25 protein-coding genes and 2 tRNA genes are annotated in these 23644 nt (G+C 47.3%); 12 read left to right on the forward strand and 15 right to left on the reverse strand.

Annotation, left to right across the window (positions count from 1 at the left end; genetic code table 11):
- The first annotated feature begins 66 nt into the window (after nt 1–66).
- Together fliK and ACFODX_RS08580 are read left to right on the forward strand one after the other, a co-directional pair.
- Complete coding sequence (fliK, locus tag ACFODX_RS08575) at nt 67–1884, forward strand: flagellar hook-length control protein FliK (RefSeq protein WP_378118060.1); 1818 nt, start codon at nt 67–69, stop codon at nt 1882–1884.
- 13 nt (nt 1885–1897) lie between these two features.
- Entirely contained in the window at nt 1898–2188 is a 291-nt protein-coding gene (locus tag ACFODX_RS08580; RefSeq protein WP_378118062.1) for an EscU/YscU/HrcU family type III secretion system export apparatus switch protein, read from the forward strand.
- A 46-nt stretch (nt 2189–2234) separates the two neighbouring features.
- Here the strand turns inward: ACFODX_RS08580 and ACFODX_RS08585 are convergent, their stop codons facing one another.
- From ACFODX_RS08585 to ACFODX_RS08630, 10 genes are read right to left on the reverse strand one after another with little or no spacing between them, the layout of a single operon-like run.
- Nucleotides 2235–2987 (reverse strand): hypothetical protein, encoded by a 753-nt coding sequence (locus tag ACFODX_RS08585; RefSeq protein WP_378118064.1) that lies wholly within the window; start codon nt 2985–2987, stop codon nt 2235–2237.
- Nucleotides 2974–3486 carry a DUF2878 domain-containing protein gene (locus ACFODX_RS08590; protein ID WP_378118066.1) on the reverse strand — a complete coding sequence of 171 codons (513 nt, stop codon included), beginning with the start codon at nt 3484–3486 and terminating at the stop codon, nt 2974–2976. Before ACFODX_RS08590 ends, ACFODX_RS08585 begins: the two co-directional genes overlap by 14 nt.
- Nucleotides 3486–4751, reverse strand: coding sequence for a class I SAM-dependent methyltransferase (locus ACFODX_RS08595; protein ID WP_378118068.1), 1266 nt, complete (start codon nt 4749–4751; stop codon nt 3486–3488). Before ACFODX_RS08595 ends, ACFODX_RS08590 begins: the two co-directional genes overlap by 1 nt.
- On the reverse strand, nt 4748–5569 hold the full coding sequence (locus ACFODX_RS08600) for a DUF1365 domain-containing protein (RefSeq protein WP_378118070.1): 822 nt from the start codon (nt 5567–5569) through the stop codon (nt 4748–4750). The genes ACFODX_RS08595 and ACFODX_RS08600 overlap by 4 nt, the downstream gene beginning before the upstream one ends.
- 27 nt (nt 5570–5596) lie before the next feature.
- On the reverse strand, nt 5597–6868 hold the full coding sequence (locus tag ACFODX_RS08605) for an NAD(P)/FAD-dependent oxidoreductase (RefSeq protein WP_378118072.1): 1272 nt from the start codon (nt 6866–6868) through the stop codon (nt 5597–5599).
- Between the two features lie 45 nt (nt 6869–6913).
- Complete coding sequence (locus ACFODX_RS08610) at nt 6914–7681, reverse strand: SDR family NAD(P)-dependent oxidoreductase (protein ID WP_378118074.1); 768 nt, start codon at nt 7679–7681, stop codon at nt 6914–6916.
- 3 nt (nt 7682–7684) lie between these two features.
- Nucleotides 7685–9127 carry a deoxyribodipyrimidine photo-lyase gene (gene phrB / locus ACFODX_RS08615; protein WP_378118076.1) on the reverse strand — a complete coding sequence of 481 codons (1443 nt, stop codon included), beginning with the start codon at nt 9125–9127 and terminating at the stop codon, nt 7685–7687.
- Nucleotides 9124–9558: a nuclear transport factor 2 family protein gene (locus tag ACFODX_RS08620; protein WP_378118078.1), complete on the reverse strand. Its 435-nt coding sequence runs from the start codon at nt 9556–9558 to the stop codon at nt 9124–9126. Before ACFODX_RS08620 ends, phrB begins: the two co-directional genes overlap by 4 nt.
- A 9-nt stretch (nt 9559–9567) precedes the next feature.
- The gene (locus ACFODX_RS08625; RefSeq protein ID WP_378118080.1) at nt 9568–10485 is read right to left on the reverse strand and encodes a MerR family transcriptional regulator; all 918 of its coding nucleotides are present in this window, start codon (nt 10483–10485) and stop codon (nt 9568–9570) included.
- Nucleotides 10485–11444, reverse strand: coding sequence for a YbgA family protein (locus tag ACFODX_RS08630; protein ID WP_378118083.1), 960 nt, complete (start codon nt 11442–11444; stop codon nt 10485–10487). Before ACFODX_RS08630 ends, ACFODX_RS08625 begins: the two co-directional genes overlap by 1 nt.
- Before the next feature lie 163 nt (nt 11445–11607).
- Between ACFODX_RS08630 and truC the strand changes: the two genes are divergently transcribed.
- The 6 genes from truC (at nt 11608) to ACFODX_RS08660 (ending at nt 14942) form a co-directional block, all read left to right on the forward strand.
- Nucleotides 11608–12414 (forward strand): tRNA pseudouridine(65) synthase TruC, encoded by an 807-nt coding sequence (gene truC / locus ACFODX_RS08635; protein WP_378118085.1) that lies wholly within the window; start codon nt 11608–11610, stop codon nt 12412–12414.
- Nucleotides 12404–13096 carry a 16S rRNA pseudouridine(516) synthase RsuA gene (gene rsuA, locus ACFODX_RS08640; RefSeq protein WP_378118087.1) on the forward strand — a complete coding sequence of 231 codons (693 nt, stop codon included), beginning with the start codon at nt 12404–12406 and terminating at the stop codon, nt 13094–13096. Before truC ends, rsuA begins: the two co-directional genes overlap by 11 nt.
- A complete protein-coding gene (locus ACFODX_RS08645) occupies nt 13096–14181 on the forward strand; it encodes a class I SAM-dependent methyltransferase (RefSeq protein WP_378118089.1) in 1086 nt (361 codons plus the stop codon). The genes rsuA and ACFODX_RS08645 overlap by 1 nt, the downstream gene beginning before the upstream one ends.
- 151 nt (nt 14182–14332) lie before the next feature.
- A tRNA-Asn gene (locus ACFODX_RS08650) sits at nt 14333–14408 on the forward strand.
- A 103-nt stretch (nt 14409–14511) separates the two neighbouring features.
- On the forward strand, nt 14512–14793 hold the full coding sequence (ppnP, locus tag ACFODX_RS08655) for a pyrimidine/purine nucleoside phosphorylase (RefSeq protein ID WP_078042810.1): 282 nt from the start codon (nt 14512–14514) through the stop codon (nt 14791–14793).
- Between the two features lie 73 nt (nt 14794–14866).
- Nucleotides 14867–14942 (forward strand) — tRNA-Asn (locus ACFODX_RS08660).
- 94 nt (nt 14943–15036) lie between these two features.
- Here ACFODX_RS08660 and ACFODX_RS08665 read toward each other — a convergent pair.
- Together ACFODX_RS08665 and ACFODX_RS08670 are read right to left on the reverse strand one after the other, a co-directional pair.
- Nucleotides 15037–16545 carry an alpha/beta hydrolase gene (locus ACFODX_RS08665; protein WP_378118091.1) on the reverse strand — a complete coding sequence of 503 codons (1509 nt, stop codon included), beginning with the start codon at nt 16543–16545 and terminating at the stop codon, nt 15037–15039.
- Nucleotides 16546–16549: 4 nt separating this feature from the next.
- A complete protein-coding gene (locus tag ACFODX_RS08670; RefSeq protein WP_378118093.1) occupies nt 16550–17236 on the reverse strand; it encodes a TIGR01621 family pseudouridine synthase in 687 nt (228 codons plus the stop codon).
- Between the two features lie 429 nt (nt 17237–17665).
- On the opposite strand from ACFODX_RS08670, the gene ACFODX_RS08675 reads away from it, so the two are divergent.
- From ACFODX_RS08675 to ACFODX_RS08690, 4 genes are all read left to right on the forward strand, one after another.
- Entirely contained in the window at nt 17666–18283 is a 618-nt protein-coding gene (locus ACFODX_RS08675) for a DapH/DapD/GlmU-related protein (RefSeq protein WP_378118095.1), read from the forward strand.
- 82 nt (nt 18284–18365) lie between these two features.
- Nucleotides 18366–19904 (forward strand): FMN-binding glutamate synthase family protein, encoded by a 1539-nt coding sequence (locus tag ACFODX_RS08680; RefSeq protein ID WP_378118097.1) that lies wholly within the window; start codon nt 18366–18368, stop codon nt 19902–19904.
- A gap of 24 nt (nt 19905–19928) precedes the next feature.
- Entirely contained in the window at nt 19929–20513 is a 585-nt protein-coding gene (locus ACFODX_RS08685; protein WP_378118099.1) for a DUF3806 domain-containing protein, read from the forward strand.
- A 299-nt stretch (nt 20514–20812) separates the two neighbouring features.
- Nucleotides 20813–21382, forward strand: coding sequence for a TMEM165/GDT1 family protein (locus ACFODX_RS08690; protein WP_378118101.1), 570 nt, complete (start codon nt 20813–20815; stop codon nt 21380–21382).
- Between the two features lie 45 nt (nt 21383–21427).
- Here ACFODX_RS08690 and ACFODX_RS08695 read toward each other — a convergent pair whose 3' ends face one another.
- The 3 genes from ACFODX_RS08695 to ACFODX_RS08705 form a co-directional block, all read right to left on the reverse strand.
- Nucleotides 21428–22135, reverse strand: coding sequence for a hypothetical protein (locus ACFODX_RS08695; protein ID WP_378118103.1), 708 nt, complete (start codon nt 22133–22135; stop codon nt 21428–21430).
- A gap of 12 nt (nt 22136–22147) precedes the next feature.
- Nucleotides 22148–22567, reverse strand: coding sequence for an HIT family protein (locus ACFODX_RS08700; protein ID WP_378118105.1), 420 nt, complete (start codon nt 22565–22567; stop codon nt 22148–22150).
- A gap of 62 nt (nt 22568–22629) precedes the next feature.
- On the reverse strand, nt 22630–23475 hold the full coding sequence (locus tag ACFODX_RS08705) for a 4-alpha-glucanotransferase (RefSeq protein WP_378118107.1): 846 nt from the start codon (nt 23473–23475) through the stop codon (nt 22630–22632).
- Nucleotides 23476–23644 lie beyond the last annotated feature (169 nt).

Here is a 23644-nt window from a genome sequence, read left to right on the forward strand (position 1 = left end):
CCTCCCTCCGGCCAAAGCATCCCAAATTGCGCATTTGATGCGATGGATCAACAATCGGAAGCCGTCATGGATATCAAATCTATTACCAACACACCCGATTTAGCCCTACGCGCCTCTCACCAGCTACAACTTGAGCAAATCAGCGCATTGGTTAAAACCCTTAACCTGAAATCAGGCGATCAATTTATTGCCCAAGTGAACAAAGTAAGTAGTGCCAGCGCCGATGAGCGCGCTGAACTCATGAAATCTATCGAGACTGCCTTGGCGCAACTCAATAAAAACATCACTTCGCCCGCGATTAAAGCACTGGTATCGCAACTGCTTGACCAAAAAGCGTTGGTTGAAACACCCAGCTTGAAGTTAGTCAGTTTAAATCTATCCAACCCTTTGCAAACTGGCGCTTCTGCTACAGCGCCAGTGCCCTTTCTTAGCTACACAACCCAGCCGCTTGCGCTCGGTCAGAATCTGCTTATGCAACTGGCAGCAAACCAACGCATACAAATTCTTGAGCCAATCTCCACTGAACACTTAAATAAGTTGTTATTACAGCTCGATGCCATACAGCAGCAAGGAAAGCCAGTGCCTTCGTCGCTGTTGGATTTGATGCGACAAGTTCAGGGCATGACAACCAGTGCGTCTTCCGCAGCGGCTGCCCAGGCCGCCATCAGCCAAAGCTTGCGTGAATTACTACCAATTAAAGACCGCGGCCAGGATCTTCTCGGTGTGCTGCCTAAAATTAATCAGTTCATCCAGCAGCTACCCCTTGGGGAGCGCAGTGACTGGATTTCTAGTGGCCTGCAAAACGCATTAAAAATCCTGAATAGCCATCTGCGGGTACAAGAACAGCTCGGTAGCCCCAAGGCACTGGCGTTGATGCTGGACAACAATGGGCAACGATTTGAGCAAAAGTTGGCGCAAGCCCTTGGTTTGATTGCTTCACGCACAGCGCCGACATCGTCGGTGCCTTCTTCACTCGGTTCAAGCAATGCGTCTACGCTTATTTCGGCGCCGAACACAAGCGCTCAAAATCCAACAGCACAGAATGTTTCCGCGACTAATTCAAAAAGCCCCGAGCTTATGCTGAAACAGGTTGGTATTAACAATACGGAGAAATTATTAAACACAAGCGGTGTAACAAACGGGCAGAACATTTCACTCAAAGCGGAGATCAAGGATAGCGCGCAGCTCGGCAGGATTATTCAACAGGATTTAAAAGGCGCGCTGCTTGGCGTATTGCACCAGGTGGAACCTGAGCTTACAGCGACAACAATCGCACTTGGCGCAGACGCCACAAAATTAAATATGCCGGGCGCCCTGCCCCAATTACTAAATTTTTTAATGCAAAAACAGCCTGCCGAGTTAAGCCAAAAGCAATTGCGCGCGCAACTGGCAATGCTGGTACACCAATACACACTGGGAAGTTTGGCAAAAATACAATTACAGCAGATCCATACGCTGAATCATCAGCAAACCCAAGCAGATCAGCCGCAACCAACCCAGTCATGGCAAATGGAAATTCCTGTGCGCCAAGGGCAGGACATTCACCCCTTAACCATTCAACTTGAACAAAAGTGGATTGATGATCCAAATGAGCCCGATAAAAAGGAAACCAAACGCGTGCGGCAATGGAATGTCATGTTAGGTTTTGATTTGCCCCTACTAGGGCACTTTTACGCTCAACTTGCGCTGCTGAATAATCGTGTGAGCATAAAATTCTGGGCAGAAAATGAAAATACCTTAGCGCAAGCGCAAAATCGACTGGAAAGTTTTCAGCAGCAACTGGAGCACGAAGGCATTCAAATAGCGCAGTTGCAGTGTTTACCTGGCTTGCCACCAACACAGAAAATGTCAGTTAATTATTCACTGGTTGATATAAAAACCTAATGCGAGTGTTGCGATGAGTGAACGCTATTCAGGCCCACAACTACAAAAAGCCGTTGCGCTTTTTTACGATGGTAAAAACGCACCACGGGTAAGTGCAAAAGGTACAGGTGCAGTCGCAGAACAGATTATTGCCATCGCCAATGAACATGGTGTCCCTTTGTGCGATAACGCGGCGCTGGTGGATTTACTGGTGACGTTGGAGTTAGGTGATGAGATTCCCGAAGCGCTTTATGTCGCCGTTGCCTACATCATTGCGTTCGCCTATCAACTTGAAGGCAAGGTGCCAGAGGCTTGGCGTACTTGAGTAAGTTAATTGAATCTCACCAAACCTCAAAAATTATTGGCAATTATTAATTCAGGTATTCGTACTCAATTCGGACATCAACCGGATCGCCAGCATCGTTATCCAAATTTGAGCGACCGAAATAACGCATCAAATACTTACCATTGGGGTTGTAGGCGAGATAAATAGGGTCAGCAAAAAAGGATACAAACGCTTTTGCGGGTGCTATGCGAAAGTGAACCCAATCGGCACCAAGATTATCATCGCGTAATGGCGAGCTGGATGCTTTCACCTGACGCGCTTCCAATTGAATCGTACTCAAGCGCAAAGGCAAGGCAAACTCGAACTTCAAATGTTTTCCGGCAACTAAATCGTCCCAATTCATTTGTATGTAAGAATCAAAACCAGCATCTATTACCAAGCGAGCATTATCCATCACCACTTTTTCATTCACTTTGCCGTCCTTGCCGTGACTCAACAGTAAACGCGCGCCCTGAAACTGGGCAGCTACAAATTCATTGTCGCGGTTGTCCTGCAACTCAAAACTTGGCTGAAAGTATTCGCCTTGATAAGACAACACTTTTGATGCAAAAAGATTCCCGTCCGGTGAAAAGTAATCAACTGTCACCGATTTATTTTCATCCAATGCAGTGTAGAGCTCGCGATAGACGACTTGATTGCTGACAATTTCATAGGCAGTGCCAGCAACTACATAAGTCTTCTCTGCAGCTACTGGCATTGATACAACGGCTGCCAGCAAGGCACTGGCAACAAACCCAAACACTCTGGAACAATCGGTAAACAGTTTAATGCGATACATAAGGTTTGATCCTCAAGCTCAACAAGCGGTGTAGCGGCAACACTATTAGCCACAAGGCCGCCATTATAGGAATAACCTCCATGAGGGAGCTAGACCATTGTGCGGAGGAGAGCTTAACGCCAGCCAAATAACTCAGCGGCCCGGAAACAGCCCCCAATAAACCGGCCCAAAGCGGTCGCTGGTAAATCCAACCCAGCGAATGATGCAAGGTCAGCCCCATTAATACCCACAAACAACTAAGCCATACCGGTGGCCAGTTACTAGACTCTGCAAACAGGATATGTCCGCCGTGAATCAGTAAGAGGTCATGGGCCAACCCAATCACTGTACACAGCAACACTGCGATAAAATCATCCTGTCGGGAAGGTGAAAAATAAAAATGCACACAGGTTGCAGCCAGCGTATACATTATTGCCCACTGAGTGCCCAATAAAACGCAAACAAACCATCCCAACTGAAAAAGCAGAAAGTTTGACAGTGTAAATAAGCCTGCGTTCATCAGTTAAAAAAACGACTGCGATAGCCTGGTTTAGCAAACAGAATTTGTGCTGTACCTATGCTGCGCTCACGGAAGCCACCCTCGCAGTAACAGAGATAAAATTCCCACATGCGAATAAAGCGCTCATCAAACCCTTGCGCTTTTACGGTATCGAGCTTGGCCATAAACAGCTCTCGCCAATGTTTGAGTGTTTGTGCGTAGTGCTCGCCAATATCTTCTATCTGTAAAATATTGAGGTCTGTTTTTCGCTGCACACAATGACTGATCACATCAATCGAAGGCAAGGAACCACCGGGGAAAATATAACGCTGGATGAAATCAACTGATTTTAATGCGCGTTTATAACGCTGGTCTTTCATGGTGATTGCTTGAATTAGCATAAGCCCATCAGGTCTCAGCAATTTTGCACAGGTGGAAAAATAATCATCGTAATGCGCGTGACCAACAGCCTCGATCATCTCGATTGAAACTAATTTAGAGAAGCTCCCATTCAAATCCCGATAATCATCAAACAACACCGTAATTTTATCGCTCAAGCCAGCTGCTGCAACGCGGGCCACGGCGTAATCATGCTGCTCTTTGGAGATGGTTGTGGTGGTGACACGACAACCGTAATGACGAGCGGCGTAAATTGCCATTCCACCCCAGCCAGTACCTATTTCCAGCAAATGGTCATCCTGGTTTAATTGCAATTTTTCGCACACACGTTGCAATTTATAAACCGAGGCAATGGATAGCTCAGCATCAGGGGTTGGATAAATCGCCGATGAATACATCATGGTTTCATCCAGGAACAACTTGAAAAAGTCATTACCCAAATCGTAATGGGCAGAGATATTCCGGCGCGAACCAGTTTTGGTGTTGCGATTAAACCAATGGAATGCCTTTAGCAGTAATCGCCCGATAAAGGATTGGCTGTTGTCCAGATTATCCAGTGCATCCATATTACGAACAAATAAACGTACCACTTGAGTGAGATTCGGTGTAGACCAGTAATCACTCATGTAGGCTTCGCCCGCCGCAACCGAACCGCCAAACACTACATCAGAATAAAAAGCCGCATTGTGCACATGAATATCGGCAACCAAATCGGCATCCGCACTGACTTGTCCAAACTCGAATACTTCTCCCTGATCATGCAATCTGAGGCAACCTGTAGTCATGCCTCGCAACACTTTGAATAACAAGTTTTTGGCGATTGATTCATTGGGTGCAAGTGCCGCAACGCGATGTTTGGATGCAAGTGCGATACTGTTCGATTTCACGATTTTTCCCCTGTTGTTTTAAGTTCTGCAAGCGATTGAACCGAGGCGGTGGTTTTGTGTGAATACACAGGAGCACCTTTAATAAACAACCGTAGCGCTTGCCAATAAATAGCAAATGGAACCTTTATTGCTGCCCAAGGTTGAGACAAAATCAGTCTCTGTAACCTGGACGCAGACCAGTCGTAACGTTTGAGGCTGAGTGTTGCGTCCATGTGACAAATGTTTTCAGTTGAATCACTCGTCTTCTTATCTATTGGCGGTGCCAGGTTCTCCATGTGTACCAGCAAACTTTCACCCGGTGCTGAGCTCACCCAACGGTAGCGCATATCCAGCGGGTTGAAGGGCGACACATGAAAAGTTTTATCAAACTGTGTTTTTGTTTTTCCGGTTAATTCATCGCAAGGAATCAAATAGGAATGGCGCTCGTTCCAAGGTGTATTGTTCACTTCGGCGAGAATTTGTTTCGGTGTATTGGAGCCCTGCTCGAACAAATAATAAAAAGTAACGGGGTTAAAACAGCAACCTAAAATACGTAAATTGGTAAGCATTCGTATAGGGCCTTCCACACATTCGCCAGCTAGCTCAGTCACTCTCGCTTTGACCGCGTCTCTTAGCGAAACCTGTGGGTTACCCAAATAATCTGTGCGCAGAAAACTACCGAAGTTTCTTTTATTGAGCGACCAACCGGGCACACCTTCAAAGAGCTGGGGCAACTCATCGAGATCAATATAAAACAGCGTGGATTGGTACGAAAACTCATGGTGCTTGGGATGAAAGCGCCTATGGCGAAGCTCACCCTGATAAATAGCGCTATGCATAATTCAGGCTCCAACAAACCACCGCTATCATTCCCAAATCTCTCCCAATGCTTGTGCTACACGGATCGCCGAGACAACGCCATCCTCATGGAAACCGTTACGCCAATATGCGCCGCAATAGTGAGTGCGATTCACGCCACTGATTTCTGCCCAACGCGCTTGCGCAGCGATTGAGTCCAGAGTGAACATAGGGTGGCTGTAGTTATATCGCCCGTAAACTTTGTCCTGATCAATATTTTCGCCCGCATTTACAGATACGCAAAAAGTAACTGGGGCGTTCAACCGCTGCAGGATATTCATGTTGTAGGTGAGCGCTGTGGCATCTTCTGCGCCCTCCTGCAATAAGTAGTTCCAGCTGGCCCATGCGCGAGTAGAGGCAGGCAAAAAGCGCAAATCGCTATGCAACACCACATCATTTGGCTTGTAGGGAATGGCTGAGAGTATTTCGTATTCCGCAGGGCTTGGGTCTGCCAAAATTTTTAGTGCTTGATCGCTGTGACAGGCAAAAATCACTTCATCAAAACGTTGCTCGCCGAATTTATTGCTGTTAACCAAGACTCCATCCGCACTGCGCATCACAGAAGAAACGGGGCAGCTGGTATGAATACTTTCGCGGAAATGTTGGGTCAAGGGTGCAAGATATTGATGTGATCCCCCTTTTATGGTGTACCACTGCGGCTGGCCGGTTACGGTTAGCAAGCCGTGGTTGTGAAAAAAGCGCACGAAAAACACCAACGGCATGGCGGCGGCTGTTTCCAAACCCGATGACCAAATGGCAGACACCATGGGCAGTATGTATAAACGGCTGAATCTTTCGCTGTAACCCTGTTCGCGCAAATAATCGCCCAGGGTTTTTCCCTGGGGTATTTCGTCACTGCGATAGAGTTGGGTACAGGCTTTGTTAAACCGCAGTATCTCCGCCAGCATTCGCCAATGACCGGGGTTGAAGATATTTTTTCGCTGGGCAAAAACACCATTCAGTGAAGTACCTGCATATTCAAAACCAGTCGCGGCGCAGGAAACGCTAAAGCCCATATCGGTAGGCTGATAAGCCACACCAATCATCTCCAGCAGCTTTATAAAATTAGGATAGGTTCGATCATTAAAAACAATAAAACCCGTATCGATTTCAAACTTGGTGTCCCCGATATGTACCGTTTTAGTGGCGGTGTGACCACCAATAACATCAGCAGCCTCATATACCACTACCTGATTGCGACGCGATAATAGGTAGGCGCTCAGTAACCCACTAATTCCGCTACCAATAATCGCTATTTTTTTTCCTATCGGTGATGCCATAAATTATCTTCTTGTGCGATCCAGTGTATGAGTATCGAAAAAATATTAAACTGAGTTACGGGAAATTTTTTGTAACAAGCTTGTCTGCCACTTAAGTGGCAACAGCGCGATGAACCGCATCAAACCAACAAGTTGCCAGGGAAATGCAATAATCCATTGTCGCTTGGCGATTCCCTGAACTATTTTTTTCACTGCAGTTTCACTATCCACAATAAATGGCATAGGAAAATCATTGCGCGCAGTTAAGGGCGTTGTGACAAAACCCGGGCGAACAATACTGATATCTATTCCTGCCCCGCCCAGATCGACACGCAATGAGTTGAGCAGGTATTCCAGAGCAATTTTTGATGCACCGTAGGCTTGCGAGCGCGGCATAGGCAGTACACTAGCCATGCTGGAAACACCCACCAACTGTGAGCCTTTTTTGTTGCGCAAAAAAGGTAAACACATGATTAAACTATTCAAGGTGCCGCGCCAATTAATTGCCATCACTTTGTCAAAAGGCTCTATGGACAACTGATTTACATCCACATATTCACAAGTGCCGGCATTTAATATTGCTATATCCAAATAGGCTGAGTGTTGTGCAATCTGCTCTGCCGCTTGCTGACAGCTAAGGTCATCGGTTAGATCCACCGTCACTGCAATACAGGTATGAGGGTAAGCTGAAACCAATTCAGCCAAGGCAGTTGTTGAGCGCGCCAGTGCAAAAACTTTTTCGCCTTGAGCCAAATAAGCAAGCGCCAAGTCACGACCAATCCCGCTGGAAGCTCCAGTCACCAAAACGCTGCGCTGTTCGGGATTGTTAGTCATAGGTCAACTCTGGTAAGCAGTGGTTGGCGATAAGTTTTTAAACAGCGCAATGGTTGATTTTCGGCTTTCTGACAAATCGACAATCGGTCGTGGGTAAGTCACTGGAAGCCCTTTGGCGCCGGGCTGAGGGCTATGAATTTCCTTTGCCGATAACCGCGCAAGTTCTGGTACCCACTTACGAATAAATTCACCATTTGGATCAAAGCGCTCGGACTGACTGGCAGGATTAAAAATCCGGAAATAAGGCGCTGCATCAGTTCCTGTGGACGCACTCCACTGCCAACCGCCGTTGTTCGCCGCAAAATCGCCGTCGATTAATTGGGACATAAAATATTGTTCGCCCCAACGCCAATCGATTTGACAATTTTTGGTGAGGAACATAGCCACAATCATTCGCAAGCGGTTGTGCATCCAGCCGGTTGCATTTAATTGACGCATGGCCGCGTCCACAATCGGAATGCCAGTCATGCCCTTACACCAGGCATCAAAAAGTGCAGTATCTTGCTGCCATGGAAAAGCCTCGGTGTGGGCTTGCATGGCTTTGCGTTTACAAACTTGCGGATAATCCACCACGACATGTTGGTAAAATTCCCGCCAGATTAATTCACTGATCCAACAGGCTGCTCCTGCATTGCCGCTCCAATCACCGTAGGTGTAAGCCAAAACGGCAGACAGCGCCTGTCGTGGAGAGAGTGAACCCACGGCAAAATAAGGCGATAAACTGGAGGTTCCATCGATGGCGGGGAAATCGCGCTGAACAAGATATTGTGTGAGACCATTGGCGATAAAATTATCCAGACGCCGATAAGCTTCGTGCTCGCCTGCAGGCCAAAGCGTGGATAAATCGCGCAGGCCATCCGCGTCAAATAACGAATCAATCGCCGCAATGGAATCTGCAGTTACGGTGGAATTTACAGATTGTTTCGCCGGTAACGCCAAGGGTTTGAGATCCAGCGGCATTACCATTTGTAACCATTTCTTTTTGAATGCCGTAAATACCTTGTAAGGCTCACCTTGACCGTTGCGCACCATACCGGGTGGGACGATACAGCGGTCATGACAACGTTTTACCGCTATGCCCTGTTCACGCAACAGCTGGTTCACTGCCAGATCGCGATTCAATTCATTGATGGGATATTCGGCATTAAAAAAACATTGGGTCACATTTAATTGCTGTGCAAGTTGCAGTAGCTGCGGGGCTATCTCGCCCGGCTCTTCTACACGAATAACCTTCAATGGAATATTTAATTCCAGAAGTTGCTGCTGCAATAAATGAAGATGCCGCCGGATGAAATCACGCTGTGCCGCAGATTGATCGTGCAGGCGCACGTAAGCTGCACAATGTACATAAACGGCAACTACCCCCTGACCCAATTCTGCGGCTTTAAATAGCGCAGGGTTATCACGTAAGCGCAAATCATGTCGCAACCAGACTAAAGCTGTCATTTAGCACCTATACGTTTTTTAATAAACGCTATTGCACTACCAAGTAACGGCAGATGCTCATAAAGCATGGCGCCGGCATCGTAATAATCGCGGTGATAGTAAACTTTTTCGTTAAATAGCAAATGGCTGTTGCCCGTCAGCTCCAATGGTTTACCGCCGGCAATTTTGCTGTGACGGTAGTGCATAGTCCAAAATAAAATAGCCTCTCCACGGCCGGGCATTTCCATGGAATGATGAAACTCAAAACGGCAGTCGAGTAAATTCTCAATACTGCTTGCGTAGTAGTCAGATAATTTTGCGATGCCATTTAACGCATGTAATGGGTCACGGAATTGGATATCGTCGCTATAAATGTCAGATAAATTCTTGAGAATTTTTTTATCAAAACGCATATACATAGCGCGCACTTTTTGCGGAACTGTTGGCTCCATAGAAGCAATTTACCCATTCAAAAGTTTATTGATATGCAGCACAGCGGCTTGCTGGTTACTGCAGAATCCCACCCGGGGTTTGTCGATAAAATCAAACGCTGAAATGCTCGCTGCCAAATCCCCCACCAATACCAAGGGGACTGCGCTTTTTTCCAGCAGGCTGTTTAAGTGTAGTTGCAAGCCGGCCGCATTCAGGTCGCCGTAGCCCAGAAGCACAATTATTTTTGCATCCAGAGCCTGTCCAGCCAAAAGCGCTTCGCGCGGGTTTAAATAACCAAGCAATTCCACCCGGAATTGATGAATCAACAAGCTGTATGCGAGCAGCTGCCCGTTCAGCTCAAGCTGATCACCACTGGCGGCGATCAACAACAGTTGCGAACCGCTTGCCGATTGGCGCTGACGAGCCTGTGATTCGATCACCACTTCCAGCGCAATTTGCACGAAAAAAGCACGCCGCGCCGCCATGCCGGGCTCATCACCTTCCAACTCACGCAATAGCGGCAGCAGTAGATAATCGGCAACCATTTCGGCGGGATAAAGCGCGAGCGTATCCTCCAGGATTCGCTGCAGCGGCCGCCGCTGAAAATTATTGATTTCACTGTGGATTTGCTGCGCCAGCTGTAGCCAGTTTGAATCTATCACCTGCGCTTGTTGCTCTTGCGGTTGGCTGGCGAGCAGCGCTTTTACTTTGCTAATTGCCAAGCCCCTGCCAAGCCACAACTGCACTTCTTTTACTCGCTCTATATCTGCCTGACTGTAGAGCCTGTGCCCTTTGCCGGTACGCTGGGGAACCAACAAACCATAACGCCGCTCCCAAGCGCGCAGTGTCACAGTATTTACACCGGTTAAGCGCGATATTTCGCGAATTGGCACCAGCTCGCTATCAACCAATTCTTCATAACTGGATGCTGTACTTTCTCCGCTCATTAATGATTCTCAACAATATGATTACGCAAACCCAGTTGATCTGGATGCGGCGCCCAGAAGGTTTGCGATTTCAAATAGGGGTTATCGAGTTTTAATAAATGGTGCTTCAGTAACGTTAAGGGAACGACCAAAGGCACCATGCCGACTTTGTAAGAATCAATCAGTTGCGATAATTCTTGTTTGTCTTGTGTGCTGAGGATTTCCTTGAGGTAACCACGCAAGTGCATCATGGCATTGGTGTTCCCCTTGCGGGTCGCATGATGGGAAAGCGCAGTCATGAATAAATGAAAAAACTGGTCGCGACAGGCATTGATGTCACGGCCCGACAAGTTGGAGAGGAATCGCCCGATTTCAAAATAACTGGGTACGTGATGTGCCATTACCTGATATTTATAGCGCGAATAAAAATTAATCAGATTTTTGGCGGTGGGTTCATGCGCAAGGTGTTTTTTAAAATCGTGAAATGCAAAAACACGAGTCAGAAAGTTTTCACGCAAACCGGCATCATTCAAACGCCCGGCCTCTTCCACGGGTAAATAAGGCATCAACTCCATAAAACGTTGGGCGTAGGCGCCGCGCCCTTTTGCATCCATGGTGTAGCCGTTGGTGCGGTAGCGTTTCATGCCATAAACGCCACAGCTAGGTGAATTTTGCATAAACACATAGCCACAAATATCCGGCATTTGCGCCACGGCGGCTTCTGCTTGAGCAACCAGCGCATCGGTTACGTCCAGCTCGGGGTCAGCAACACCCACCACACGAGTCTGGTCATCTTTAACGACCAGCCTGATTGGCTTGCGGGGAATGCCCAAGCCTATGGCAACTTCAGGGCATACCGGGCGGAATTCAATAAATTGGGCAAGCACATCGGTGAGATATCGACTTCTTTTATGCCCACCATCAAACCGTACCTGCTCACCCAGAAGACACTGACTAACACCAACCGGAATTTTGCTCATGGAAAAACCTATACAAGTTATTGCCGATGTATAAGTTTTAAACCATAAAATTATACAATGCAAATTTTTTGTATAAGTTTCTACAAAAGCTACCGTAAAACCGCTTTAACCCCGGATGCCCTGCCCTTAGAATCGCGACCTTTGCCGTAACAGGATGACTTTAGTGCCCTCCAATCCATCAGCGACTTCAGACTCACTCGCTATTGTTTATCAGGACGAATATCTGGTTGCTATCAATAAACCGGGTGGTCTGCTGGTGCATCGCAGCGAAATAGATCGCCATGAAACGCGCTTTGCGGTGCAGTTATTGCGCGATCAATTGGGGCAAAAGGTGTACCCAATTCACCGCTTGGATAAACCAACGGCGGGCGTCTTACTATTTGCACTTGCTCCCGATATCGCCAGAGCTTTGGGTAATTCGTTTGCAAATCACCAGATCAACAAAACCTATGTCGCTCTGGTTAGGGGCTTTGCCCCGCTGAATGGGGTAATTGATCATCCGTTAGTGGAGGAGCAGGACAGCTACACCGATAAGCTGGCGCGCCAGAACAAACCGGCACAACCGGCTATTACCGGCTTCAGCCGTCTCGCCCAGGTAGAATTCCCTTTCAGTATCGACAAATACCCCTGCACGCGTTATTCACTGGTGAAATGCGAGCCCAAAACCGGGCGTAAGCACCAGATTCGACGTCATTTAAAACACATCAGCCACCCGATTATTGGCGATGCAAAACACGGCAAGGGCCAACATAATCGATTTTTCCAGCAACAATTTGACTGTGCAGGGTTAATGCTTGCGGCAGCGGAATTACGCTTAACCCACCCAGTGCACAACAACGCACTGACATTAACGGCACCGCTTCCGGCTTCATTTACGCGTATCATTCACCAGTTCGATTGGGCCCATGCCCTGCCCGCACACTGGCTTCACTCAGGCGATTCCGACACCAAGGTTATTCATGCGTCTTGATAAATTTGTTGGTCAATGCACCGATTACAGCCGCTCGCAGATCCATCAGGCGGTTAAAGCAGGACGCATCAGCGTCAATGGCTTGATCGCCAAAAAAGCTGATCTGCAACTGGATGGCACTGAAAGCGTGCTACTGGGCGACCAGCTGATTGCGCTTCAGCCGCTTCGTTATTTAATGCTGCATAAACCTTTGGGCTACATTTGTGCCAATCGCGATGCTGCTCATCCAGTAGTGATTGATTTGCTCGCGTTACCCAAAAAACAGGAGCTGCAAATTGTTGGGCGACTGGACATTGATACCACAGGCTTGGTGCTACTTACGGATGATGGACAGTGGAATCACCGCATTACATCTCCGCGCCATGAATGCCCCAAAACCTACCTGGTCACCACCGCCAATCCAATAACAGCGGATACCGCCGCATTATTCGCGGCCGGGGTGCAGCTGCATGGAGAAAAAGCGCCCACACGCCCTGCTCAGTTGGAGCAGATATCCAGCCACTTGGCCCGCTTGTGCATCCATGAAGGCAAATACCATCAGGTGAAGCGCATGTTTGCCGCGGTGGGAAATCACGTTGTGGCATTGCATCGCGAGGCAATTGGAAACATTCAGCTGGATGCCCAGCTAGCCGAGGGGGAATATCGCCCGTTAACCCATGATGAGATTCAGAGCATTAATTAATGACTGACTTAGCACTTGCCACACTTACACAAGCATTAGCCGGATTAATAAAAAATCCACAGGGTCATTTTTTATGGTGCACCGATGAAAATGCCCTGAATAATCTACCCACAGCATTTCATCACCCGGGTTTATTGTTGATGACCAATCGCTGGGATGTCGCCGAAGAGGCCAAGGCGCGCGGATTTACCACCGAATTTGGCGACTTTGATTGCCACACCATCGCAGACAATAGCTTGGATGGTTTTTTTTATCGTGTTTCCAAGGAAAAACCGCTGGTACATCACTTATTGAATGAAGCCTGGCGCTGCCTCAAGCCCGATGCACCTTTGGTACTGAGTGGCTATAAAAACGAAGGCACCAAAACCTACATTGAAAAAATTACCCGATTGATGGGAAGCGAAAAACAGATTCAGAAAGACGGCGCCAGTTATTCATCCGTCATCCACAAGCAAAAGACTTTTGCTGCGGAGCAGGCTCTAGATGATAGCGATTACCACCAACTGCGGCCTATTGCTGAAAACGCCGGGCTTAGTATTGTCAGTAAACCCGGACTTTTTGGCTGGAATAAAGTGGATGCAGGAAGCGCCCTGCTGATTAGCCAAATCGCCCAAGCGCTTGATAATAAACAGCCCGAAACCTGCCTTGATCTCGGGTGTGGGTATGGCTACCTTACGCTCGCGGCAGCCAAATTGGCGTCATGCAAAACAATCAATCGCTGGCTCCTGACCGACAACAATGCTGCCGCACTCATCGCCGCACAAAGTAACCTTACGAGTGCGCAATTAACCTTTGAAATTATCGCCGCAGATGCCGGCAGGCACATAGATCAAAAAGTGGATCTCCTGCTGTGCAACCCGCCTTTTCACCAAGGGTTTAATACGGATGGTGATTTAACCGATAAATTTTTAGAAAGTGCACGACACCTGCTTGCCACTGATGGCGTTGCGTTGTTTGTAGTAAACCAGTTTATTCCTCTAGAGCGCAAAGCAGCTGCGCACTTTAAAAATGTTGTAACGCTTATCGACAACGGCAGTTTCAAGGTCATACGCCTTGAGCAACCGCTCAAATTGGCAAGTCGCTGAGCAACTAGCCAGCAGACTGGAGAATTAATGAACAGCCTTGAATTCATTGAGGTTTTTTTGAAAAAAACTTACGGAAAAGCGCCAAAAAACGGTTGACCAACCAAAATCAGCTCTATATGATGCGCACCACTTCCACAGCGGAAGTCACCGATCCGCCTTAGCTCAGTCGGTAGAGCAAATGACTGTTAATCATTGGGTCGCTGGTTCGAGTCCAGCAGGCGGAGCCAAACAAAACGAAGAAGGCCGCATTTATGCGGCCTTTTTTGTGCGCGTCATATTATTGTTCTTCATTCTATGTACTTATCCCTTCCATCTTTAGTGGAGCAACCTATGTTTAAAGTTAATGAGTATTTTGGCGGTGCGGTTAAATCTATCGCTTTCCAAACCGAAACCCTGCCCGCCACTATTGGTGTAATGGCAAAAGGCGATTATGAGTTTGGCACCAGCCAAAAAGAATATATGACCGTGGTGAGTGGCAGCCTGACAGTGGTATTGCCAGGTAGCGATAAAGCTGAAACCTTTGCAGCAGGCCAAACTTTTATTGTTGAAGCTAATCAACGCTTTAAAGTAAGTGCCGATGTAGAAACTTCTTATTTGTGTAAATACGAATAAGTTGACCAATGCGTAGCGGCTCTATATGATGCGCGCCACTTCTTAAGTTAAGGCAAATGCCTGAAAGAATAATTCCGCCTTAGCTCAGTCGGTAGAGCAAATGACTGTTAATCATTGGGTCGCTGGTTCGAGTCCAGCAGGCGGAGCCAAATTTAAAAAGGTCGCACTTGTGCGGCCTTTTTTATTTTCAGACCCTCGTGCAAGTATTTTATTTTTATCGAACCAAGGGTTGCTCTGCCCACCCTAGTTTTGACAGCCTTGAAATATCTCTGTGGGATGATCATAAAAATTTATCAGCGACTGTAATAAGCAGGCCTCGCTTCCCAATACCGAATGGGCCACATTTTCACTGATGTGCAATTGACTAGCGGGCCATTGCGCATGAACTCTGCGCGCCCAATCAACAGGCGTAATCGGATCTAAACTTCCTGCCAATAATAAACTAGGCACCAGTGGCTCGCTGAGTTGCAGCGGCGATGCTGCGCTCAGGCGATGACATAATTGGTAACGCCACTGATCGCGAGTATATTCCTGCAACAAAGGGTATTGATTAACGCTTGCCAGAAAATCTTGTTCACTCATCACCGGGTTATCTGCACAGTCAACCGCAGTGAAAGTTAGGCTATTAAAGTCTGCGCTCATACTTTGGTTCACAAAAGGCTCCACCAAAGGCTTTATTGCTTCGCGATTGCGCTTTGCAACACCGGTTATTGCCTCAGCAATTTTTAACCAATCTTGCGGCGTATAGGTGGATGCAAATGCTGCTGACAAAAACCTGTGGTCATTCAACAGGAAATTTATCGGTGCTTCGCCATCCCAGTGTTTAATCGTGATTGCTATCGGGGCTGCGCGCAAACTGTTCAAGGTTTGCATAAATGCCTGCTGAACTTGCGATTCTGCACTCCCTAATACTGCACTGCATTCAGGCGTTACTGCACAACCGGTGAAAAACTTTTGTAAGGCGTCATCCAATACCTGTGGCCAGGTTTGCACACCACCAAAACCTGCGGGATAAACGGAATCCAACACCATTGATTGTAATTTCGCTTGTTGCGGTTCCAGCGCTTCCTGCCGCGCAATTTCCAATGCCAAGCGAGTGCCGTAGGAAACCCCCAAAATATTCCATTTTTCATAACCAAGCAGATTGATCAGCGTCCGAACATCTCGCGCAGATTCAATACTGCTAAAGTGACGATAATCCAGCGCAGGATTTGCCTTTACTGCGTCATCAAAACATTCATACGCCAGTTGCTGACCCAGCGCCAACTCTTCAGTCAGCGAAGTATGTTTAGTTAATAAACTCTGGTTGGTGCGATTGTATTCTGCACAAACCAATGCTGGCTTGCTGTGCCCGGTACCGCGCGTATCAATCAAAATAATATCGCGTTTGATGTCTGCATAACGCTGCCAACTCAACCAACTTTTTACTCCTTCGGTATGCAAACGAGCACTGGCACCAGGCCCACCCTGTAAATAAACAACAGGATCCGCACGGCGCTCAGCTGACTCCTCTTTTAAAATCACAACCGGCAAGCGAAAAAAACCTGCTACTACCGGCGCATGTAATTCTCCACATACAATCTCAGCAGTCCAATCGGCATCAAACCAGCAAGGCATTTTAAAAAATTGATAACCTTGCGCTGCGCTGCGGGTTTCAGTAGCCGCTGCGTCTTTATAAAAATAGAAAGAAGCCAACAACAGCATTGCCAGCACAGCAATGCCACTCAAAAAAAAGTAACTATATCTGTACATTGATTTACACCTTTGGCCAGGGCAACAACCATGGCTCTCGCCACTCATCAATGGCATTTAAAAAAGCAGCATCGGAAAAATAACTGCCTTCTTTTGGTAAGAGCGTATAGCGATATTGCTGCCCAGCCAATTCAAAACCAAGACTATAGGCATGCAAGTAGGTTCGATCTATATGATTGTTTGAGGCTGTATCCGCGTAGAGCAAATCCCCTACAATTGGGGCGCCAATACTTTTTAATGCCACGCGGATTTGATGGGTTTTGCCAGTGTGAGGTTTTATCAAAAAAAGCCGCCGGCCCGGTGCAATATTTTTACTAAAAAATTGGGTAATAGCCGGGTTATTGTGGGTGGTCAAAAGCTTAAATGCGCCTCGCCTTGCAGCTGTCATATCGCCCTTAATCAACCCTTGTTTTTTGGTTGGTTTTTTTGCACTTATCGCCAAATAAAATTTTTGTATTTCCCGTGCACGGAAAGCGGCTGTTAGCGCGCTATTTGCTGCGGCTGTTTTTGCAAATACCAACAGCCCGGAAGTAATCTTATCCAATCGGTGTACAGGATAAAGCTCTGCCAAGCCTTGCTGTTGTTTACAGTATTCAAACAAGCCCACAGAGCCCGCATCACTATGAAAGCTTACCTCTGGCTTTTTATAGATGACCAGAAACTCACTTGTTTCATCAATCAATTCGTACATGCAAAACTCTTATGCCGTGGATGACTGCAGCAGATAAAGATTAATAGAATATTTCAGCTATAAAAGAATAAATATTGAAACTTAAAAAACTAAGCTGGGGCTAGCATCAATAATTCTCATGACTATAATCAAAACAGGTGTCCGCTACGGCTGTCGTAATGACGGGTTACCCCTAAGAGTGTCTATTTCGACACTCCATGTTTCGATTTGTGTCCAGCTTGCTGCAGTTTGCAGGAGCGCTCGCGACCAAGCGAACAAACCAATCACCTACAGCCGACGGGCACCTTTTCTTTTCGCGCACACAATCTTATGCCCTTGTCACGTCGCGTTATTGTCGCCTATTCCTACAGCACTTTGGTATTCATTGCTAATTAGCTTACGCCTATAATCCCCAACCAATTATTTATCAGGCACAAGTCCCTGCAATCCATGACCGACATCACCAGTGATCGCTACCGCCTTCAACACAAATTGCGCCTGAGCTATATGCCTTGGCTTTACGCCCGATTGAAACCTGCCCAACGTCAATGGGCACAGGAGTGGCAGGATGAATGGCAGCGCTATTTGCTGGCGATGGAAACCATTCAGATCGGCAATAATTGTTTTATCGCCCCGGAAGCGCGGTTATTTGCCGAACCAGGCCGCCCCATTGTCATCGGTGATGATTCTTACATAGCAGCAGACTGTGTCATTCATGGCCCCATCAATATCGGCAAGGGAGTCTCCATCAATCACCACGTCTGCCTGGATGGCGGCAGCAAGGGCATCCAAATCGGCGATCATAGCCGCCTTGCAGCTTACAGCCACGCCTATGCGTTTAATCATGGCATGGAATCAGAGCGACTCATCAGTGCACAACCAGTCACCTCCAAGGGCATTTGCATCGGCAGGGATGTTTGGATTGGGGCCAATGCGGGCATAGTGGATGGAGTAAGCATTGGCGATTATGCAGTAGTTGGCATGAATAGCCTGGTGTCAAAATCGGTAGCGGATTACAGCAAAGTTGCAGGAAATCCAGCCAAAGTGATTGGATCACGCAAAAAATAACTCTTTCGTTACGAATATTGACGCCAATATTCGTAATTCACCTCGTAAAATACCCCTTTCCAATTTGTGGAGCTAAATACAGATGGCAGATATGCACTGGGCACTCAAACTGCTCACCTGGTTGGAAGTCACCTTCATCACGGTTGTTGGTTTAATCTTGCTCACACTGGCGATTATGTATATCGCCGACATTACCCAGAACACCCACACCATCCGTAAAAATTACCCACTCATAGGTCGTTTTCGCTATTTCTTTGAAAATCTGGGCGAGTTTTTCCGCCAATACTTTTATGCCCAAGACCGCGAGGAGTTGCCATTTAACCGCGCTGATCGCTCTTGGGTTTATCGCGCCGCGAAAAACGTGGATAGCAACATAGGTTTTGGCTCCACGCTTGACCTGAACAAGCCCGGTACCCTGCTCTTTCTGAACTCCCCCTTCCCGGTACAGGAGGAAGGCGCGCTGATTGCCGCTCCCGTAACACTTGGCCCATTTTGCGCATCGCCTTACACCACCAATTCAATCTTCAACATTTCAGGTATGAGCTACGGAGCCATCTCCAAACCAGCGATATTGGCACTATCACGAGGCGCCGCCAAAGCGGGCTGCTGGCTCAATACTGGCGAAGGCGGTTTGTCGCCTTACCACTTAGAGGGTAATTGCGATTTAGTATTCCAAATAGGAACCGCCAAATACGGAGTGCGGGATTTACTGGGCAATTTAAGCGATAAGCACTTGCGGGAACTCGCCGCCAAACCGCAAATCAAAATGTTTGAAATCAAACTGAGTCAAGGTGCCAAACCTGGCAAAGGCGGCATATTGCCTGCAGAGAAAGTGTCGGCCGAAGTAGCCGCTATTCGCGGAATAACTGAGGGCAATGCGTCAATAAGCCCTAACGGGCACACAGATATCCACTCGGTAGATGATCTGTTAGCCATGATTAATCATATTCGCGACGTAACCGGTAAGCCGGTTGGTTTCAAAGCAGTCTTAGGTGAAAAAACCTGGTTAATTGATTTGATTAAAGCAATTCAGCAGCAGGGAATTGAGTCAGCGCCTGACTTCATAACACTTGACAGTGCCGATGGTGGCAGCGGCGCGGCGCCGCAACCGTTACTAGATCATGTGGGCTTGCCGATTAAGGAAACACTGCCATGGCTTGCAGTGCTTTTGGAACAGGCAGGCCTTAAAGAACGCATCAAAATTATCGTTGCCGGCAAATTAATCACACCGCATATGGTCGCCTGGGCGCTTGCCTGCGGTGCCGATTTTGTAAATAGCGCGCGCGGTTTCATGTTTGCACTAGGTTGCATTCAAGCATTGCAGTGCCACAAAAATACCTGCCCGACCGGCATAACAACCCACAATATAAAACTGCAAAAAGGTTTGGACCCTACAGACAAGGCAGAGCGAGTTGCCGCCTATCAACAAAACCTCACCAAAAGTGTTGCCATGATTGCGCACTCCTGTGGTTTGACCGAACCACGGCAATTGCGTATGCGGCACCTGCGCGTCATCAATGGCGATGGTTTTTCTGTGCCTTGGGAAACTATCAATCCCCAACCTTTATTATTTACCACACATGAAACTAGCAAAGTGAATGAAGCATCACGCAACCTTTGATTATCGTTAGCGCAGGAGTTTTTTATGAACAGATACAAACTGATAACAGTAATTGCTTTATTTGCCGTAGCGAATATCAGTTACGCACAATATGCCCCGCTTAATGTTGTCTCCGATACCAAAAAAGTTGTTGCCACTGAAGAAAAAGAAATCAGTATAAAAGAATTAAGTTGGATGGATAAAAGCAAAATGGAGCAAGAGATAACCAGCGTGAGCGAACTTGCACAAACTAAAATTGGTAGCAATATTCGTCGGGATCTTTCCGACTTGCACACGCTGCAGCGCTTGGTGAATGGCAATTGGATTGCGCGCGATGATTACAAAACCCAACAGGCAATGGGCGTTGTACTCGGTAACGTTTTGTTAGCCGATTTCCCCCACACATTTGAATGGAAAGTTTACGAAGATGCCGTTGGACGCAGCCGTGCGCTCTGTGTAAAAAACACTAAAGAATGTTTATTCCCGGTGACCATGCTGTCTCGTCGCATGGAAATTGGCTCAACGCCTGATGTGCGCAAAATTTATGATGACGCCATTTTGTTGATGGAAAAACACTTACCTAAACTACCATACGATGGTGGCATCATGTATCGATTGCCGCGTAACTAGCGGCTTGATGGATGGAGTTCAAGTCACTATAATTCGCGAACCCCTCAGGGGAGTAATCTGCTCAAACTACTTGATAATCATTACCGCTAAAATCAGTAATTGTTATCTGTAATTCCGAGCGTTTTTGTCAACATACTTGCTTTACTCTTACAAAAGAGATTCACGAAGCATGGCAAAAACGTCCTCTATGTGGCGATAAATCGCCCTGCATATGGGATTGATGAGACCTGAGATACCACTGCAGCCCCGGGCGGGATGCGGTGATATCTCATGTATTTCATTCCCGCCCTGGTATTGTTATGGAAGCGTTCCTCAGCTCAACCCTCGCCGTTGCCATCGCAGAAATTGGCGATAAAACGCAGTTGCTCGCATTATTTCTCGCTGCCCGTTATGGCCGGCCTTACATTATTAGCCTGGGCGTATTGATCGCTACATTGGTTAATCATGCACTCTCAGCCTGGCTCGGCGCACTACTTGCCGATGTAATTCCTGAGCAGTGGATCCCTTGGATTATTAGCATCAGCTTTTTTGCAATTGCGCTGTGGTTATTAATTCCCGATAAAGAAGACGATGACATGGGGCGTTTTGCGCAATACGGCCCTTTTGTAGCGACATTAGTGTTGTTTTTTCTGGCGGAAATTGGCGATAAAACCCAAATTGCCACGGTGATTCTTGCAGCAAAATTCAGTGCCGATATGTGGATGACTGCAGCGGTCATTGCCGGCACAACACTGGGCATGTTGTTAGCAAATGTGCCAATTATTTTTGCCGGAAAATGGCTCATGGACAAACTGCCACTCGGCTTCGCACACAAAGCAGCCTGTGTGCTATTTATTCTGTTAGGCATTGTGACGCTGCTGCGCGCCTGATCAAGCCTCGCGACGAGTGGAAAATAAAAGACTGGAAAAAACTTATCAGTTTTTTAGATACCAATCGTCGCGATAGGTTTTAACCAAATCCGGGTAAAGCACTGTCATCACAGTAGCGATTAAACCGTTCGCAAACCCTTCCGGGAATGTCATCAAAATAAATACAAAAAAATGCTCTTGCGTATTTTTTAAATGTATCTCACTACCCGTAATCGCAAATAATAAAATGGCACTCACCCCGATCAGCAGGCAACTTAGCATCGCACCAAAGAAACCCACTCCCCAGAAATAGGTGAACGGATTTTTAAATTTCCATCGATCAACCAACCACAACACGCACCAAGCCCAACTTGCTGGCACCAATACGCTTAAACAGAAATCTACAGGTACTGTGCTTAGCTCAAATTGAGCAAGCGCCATATCCCAATCCATGTGAAAGCTGCGCAGTGGTAATTGATAAAGCTCCAGAGCGACAAGTGCGCAGGCGCCGATAATCAACGCAAAACTCCAGCCAAACACCATGGTAGTAACCGTCATCAATAGCGGATGGATAGCAATGGTTCCACGCACGTCCACTTGCAACAGCCACAAAAACGCCAACGCCAGAACAGCGGCAAACATAATATGCTGGCGTGTTTGGCTAACCAGTAGCTGCTGCCATGGCGCATGCCGGATAGCTACCAACAATAGCGGCAAGCCAAGCAAGGTGCTTAGCCAGAAAAGCGCGCTGTCAGGCGGGAGAAGTAGGTTCATAAACCGGGAAATTTAACCTTGTGCTTCGCTGTACCCCTGTTGTTGTAATACAGAACGAATAGCTGCTGCCGTCTGCTGCAGTGCTTGCTGGGCTGCATTTTTTGCAAACGCAAAACTTAAATCGTCCATTGAATCCATGGGCACCAAATGAATATGAGTGTGTGGCACTTCCAAACCGGCAATCATCATGCCCACGCGGGTTGCAGGAAACGCAACCTTTAAAGCATTACCGATTTTTGAGCTCACTTGCATAAGGTGCGCAGCAATCTCTAATGGCAAATCCGTCCATTGATCTATTTCTGCGCGGGGAATAACCAATACATGCCCTTGACGAATGGGCTGGATGGTTAAAATGGCGACGGCTTTGTCATCCTGCCACACAAAATTCCCGGGGATTTTTCCTTCCATAATCAGGGTGAATACACTTGCCATATTATTGCTTCCTAATTTGATGATATTGATCTGCTGTATTTCAGCGAATAAATAGTGTCAGATTAATAGATCGCCACACCGCGCCGCAAAAATTCACGGGCGAGTATTTCGTCTACCTGATGAATATTTTCATCGCGAAACTCAATAAACGCGACCTTGTGTTTTTTATAGAGCTGATGTTTTTCCAACTCTTCACCGATGACGGCGGCGCGATTTTGCTCCTGTCCCAACTGGTCCGCCCAGCACTCCACACACAGTGCCAATTCCGGCAAATAAAAATCCGCTAGCGCATAATCGAGGCCCCATTGGAGCCGATAGTCGCGCGCGTGAATAGTGCGCGTTAAATACAACCAGTTATCCACGCGTCGCTGCATGGCGTTATTCACTGGGTGACCATCTAACGCCGGGTGCTGCACTGCGATTGGTGCATCACCCAGCAATTGCATCAATGCATCAATAATTTCCGGCTCATCCAACAGTGTCTCTGGCCAGGTTACAAAAGGAATGCCTGACTCCGCCTCATGTTGTTGCCCCCCTAACATCTTGCCGCGATCAGCAAGCTGCCAGCCGCGCACATAGCGTTTAATGAGACCCTTTTCGGCGAGCAGCAAATTAACCAAACGTGCAGGGATATCCCATTTGTGCGCAAGATTAGTCGCGCTCAGTGGAGCCTCGGGCAAGAGTTTCAATAGAGGATGGTGCTGGATGGATTCTGGCCAGGCAATGTATTCACCAAACTTGGGATGATTGACATAAATGCCACCTTCAAACTTACCCTTTTCAGTGAGCTGCCAATGGTTATCCACTTTTACAATCCAGCCACCACTGGTGAGCAGAATAAACAGCTCCTTGCTTTCCTTACCTATCTGGCGCGCTAGCGCGGTCGTGGAGATATGCTTTTCAGCCATAAAACACCCTGTGAAACCAGCAGAATCAATTCAAACAATGCCCTTGAGTGTAACGCCAGCCGCGTGTCCCGTCCTAAAATAAGTTGACGGTTTTTGTTTAAGCCAGCTCCTACAAAGAGCTGGCTTTTTCATGCATTTCTTCCGGAGTTTTCATCCCGAGGCTCAAATG

The sequence above is a fragment of the Cellvibrio fontiphilus genome, from assembly GCF_042646205.1.
In the GTDB taxonomy this organism is placed as follows: domain Bacteria; phylum Pseudomonadota; class Gammaproteobacteria; order Pseudomonadales; family Cellvibrionaceae; genus Cellvibrio; species Cellvibrio fontiphilus_A.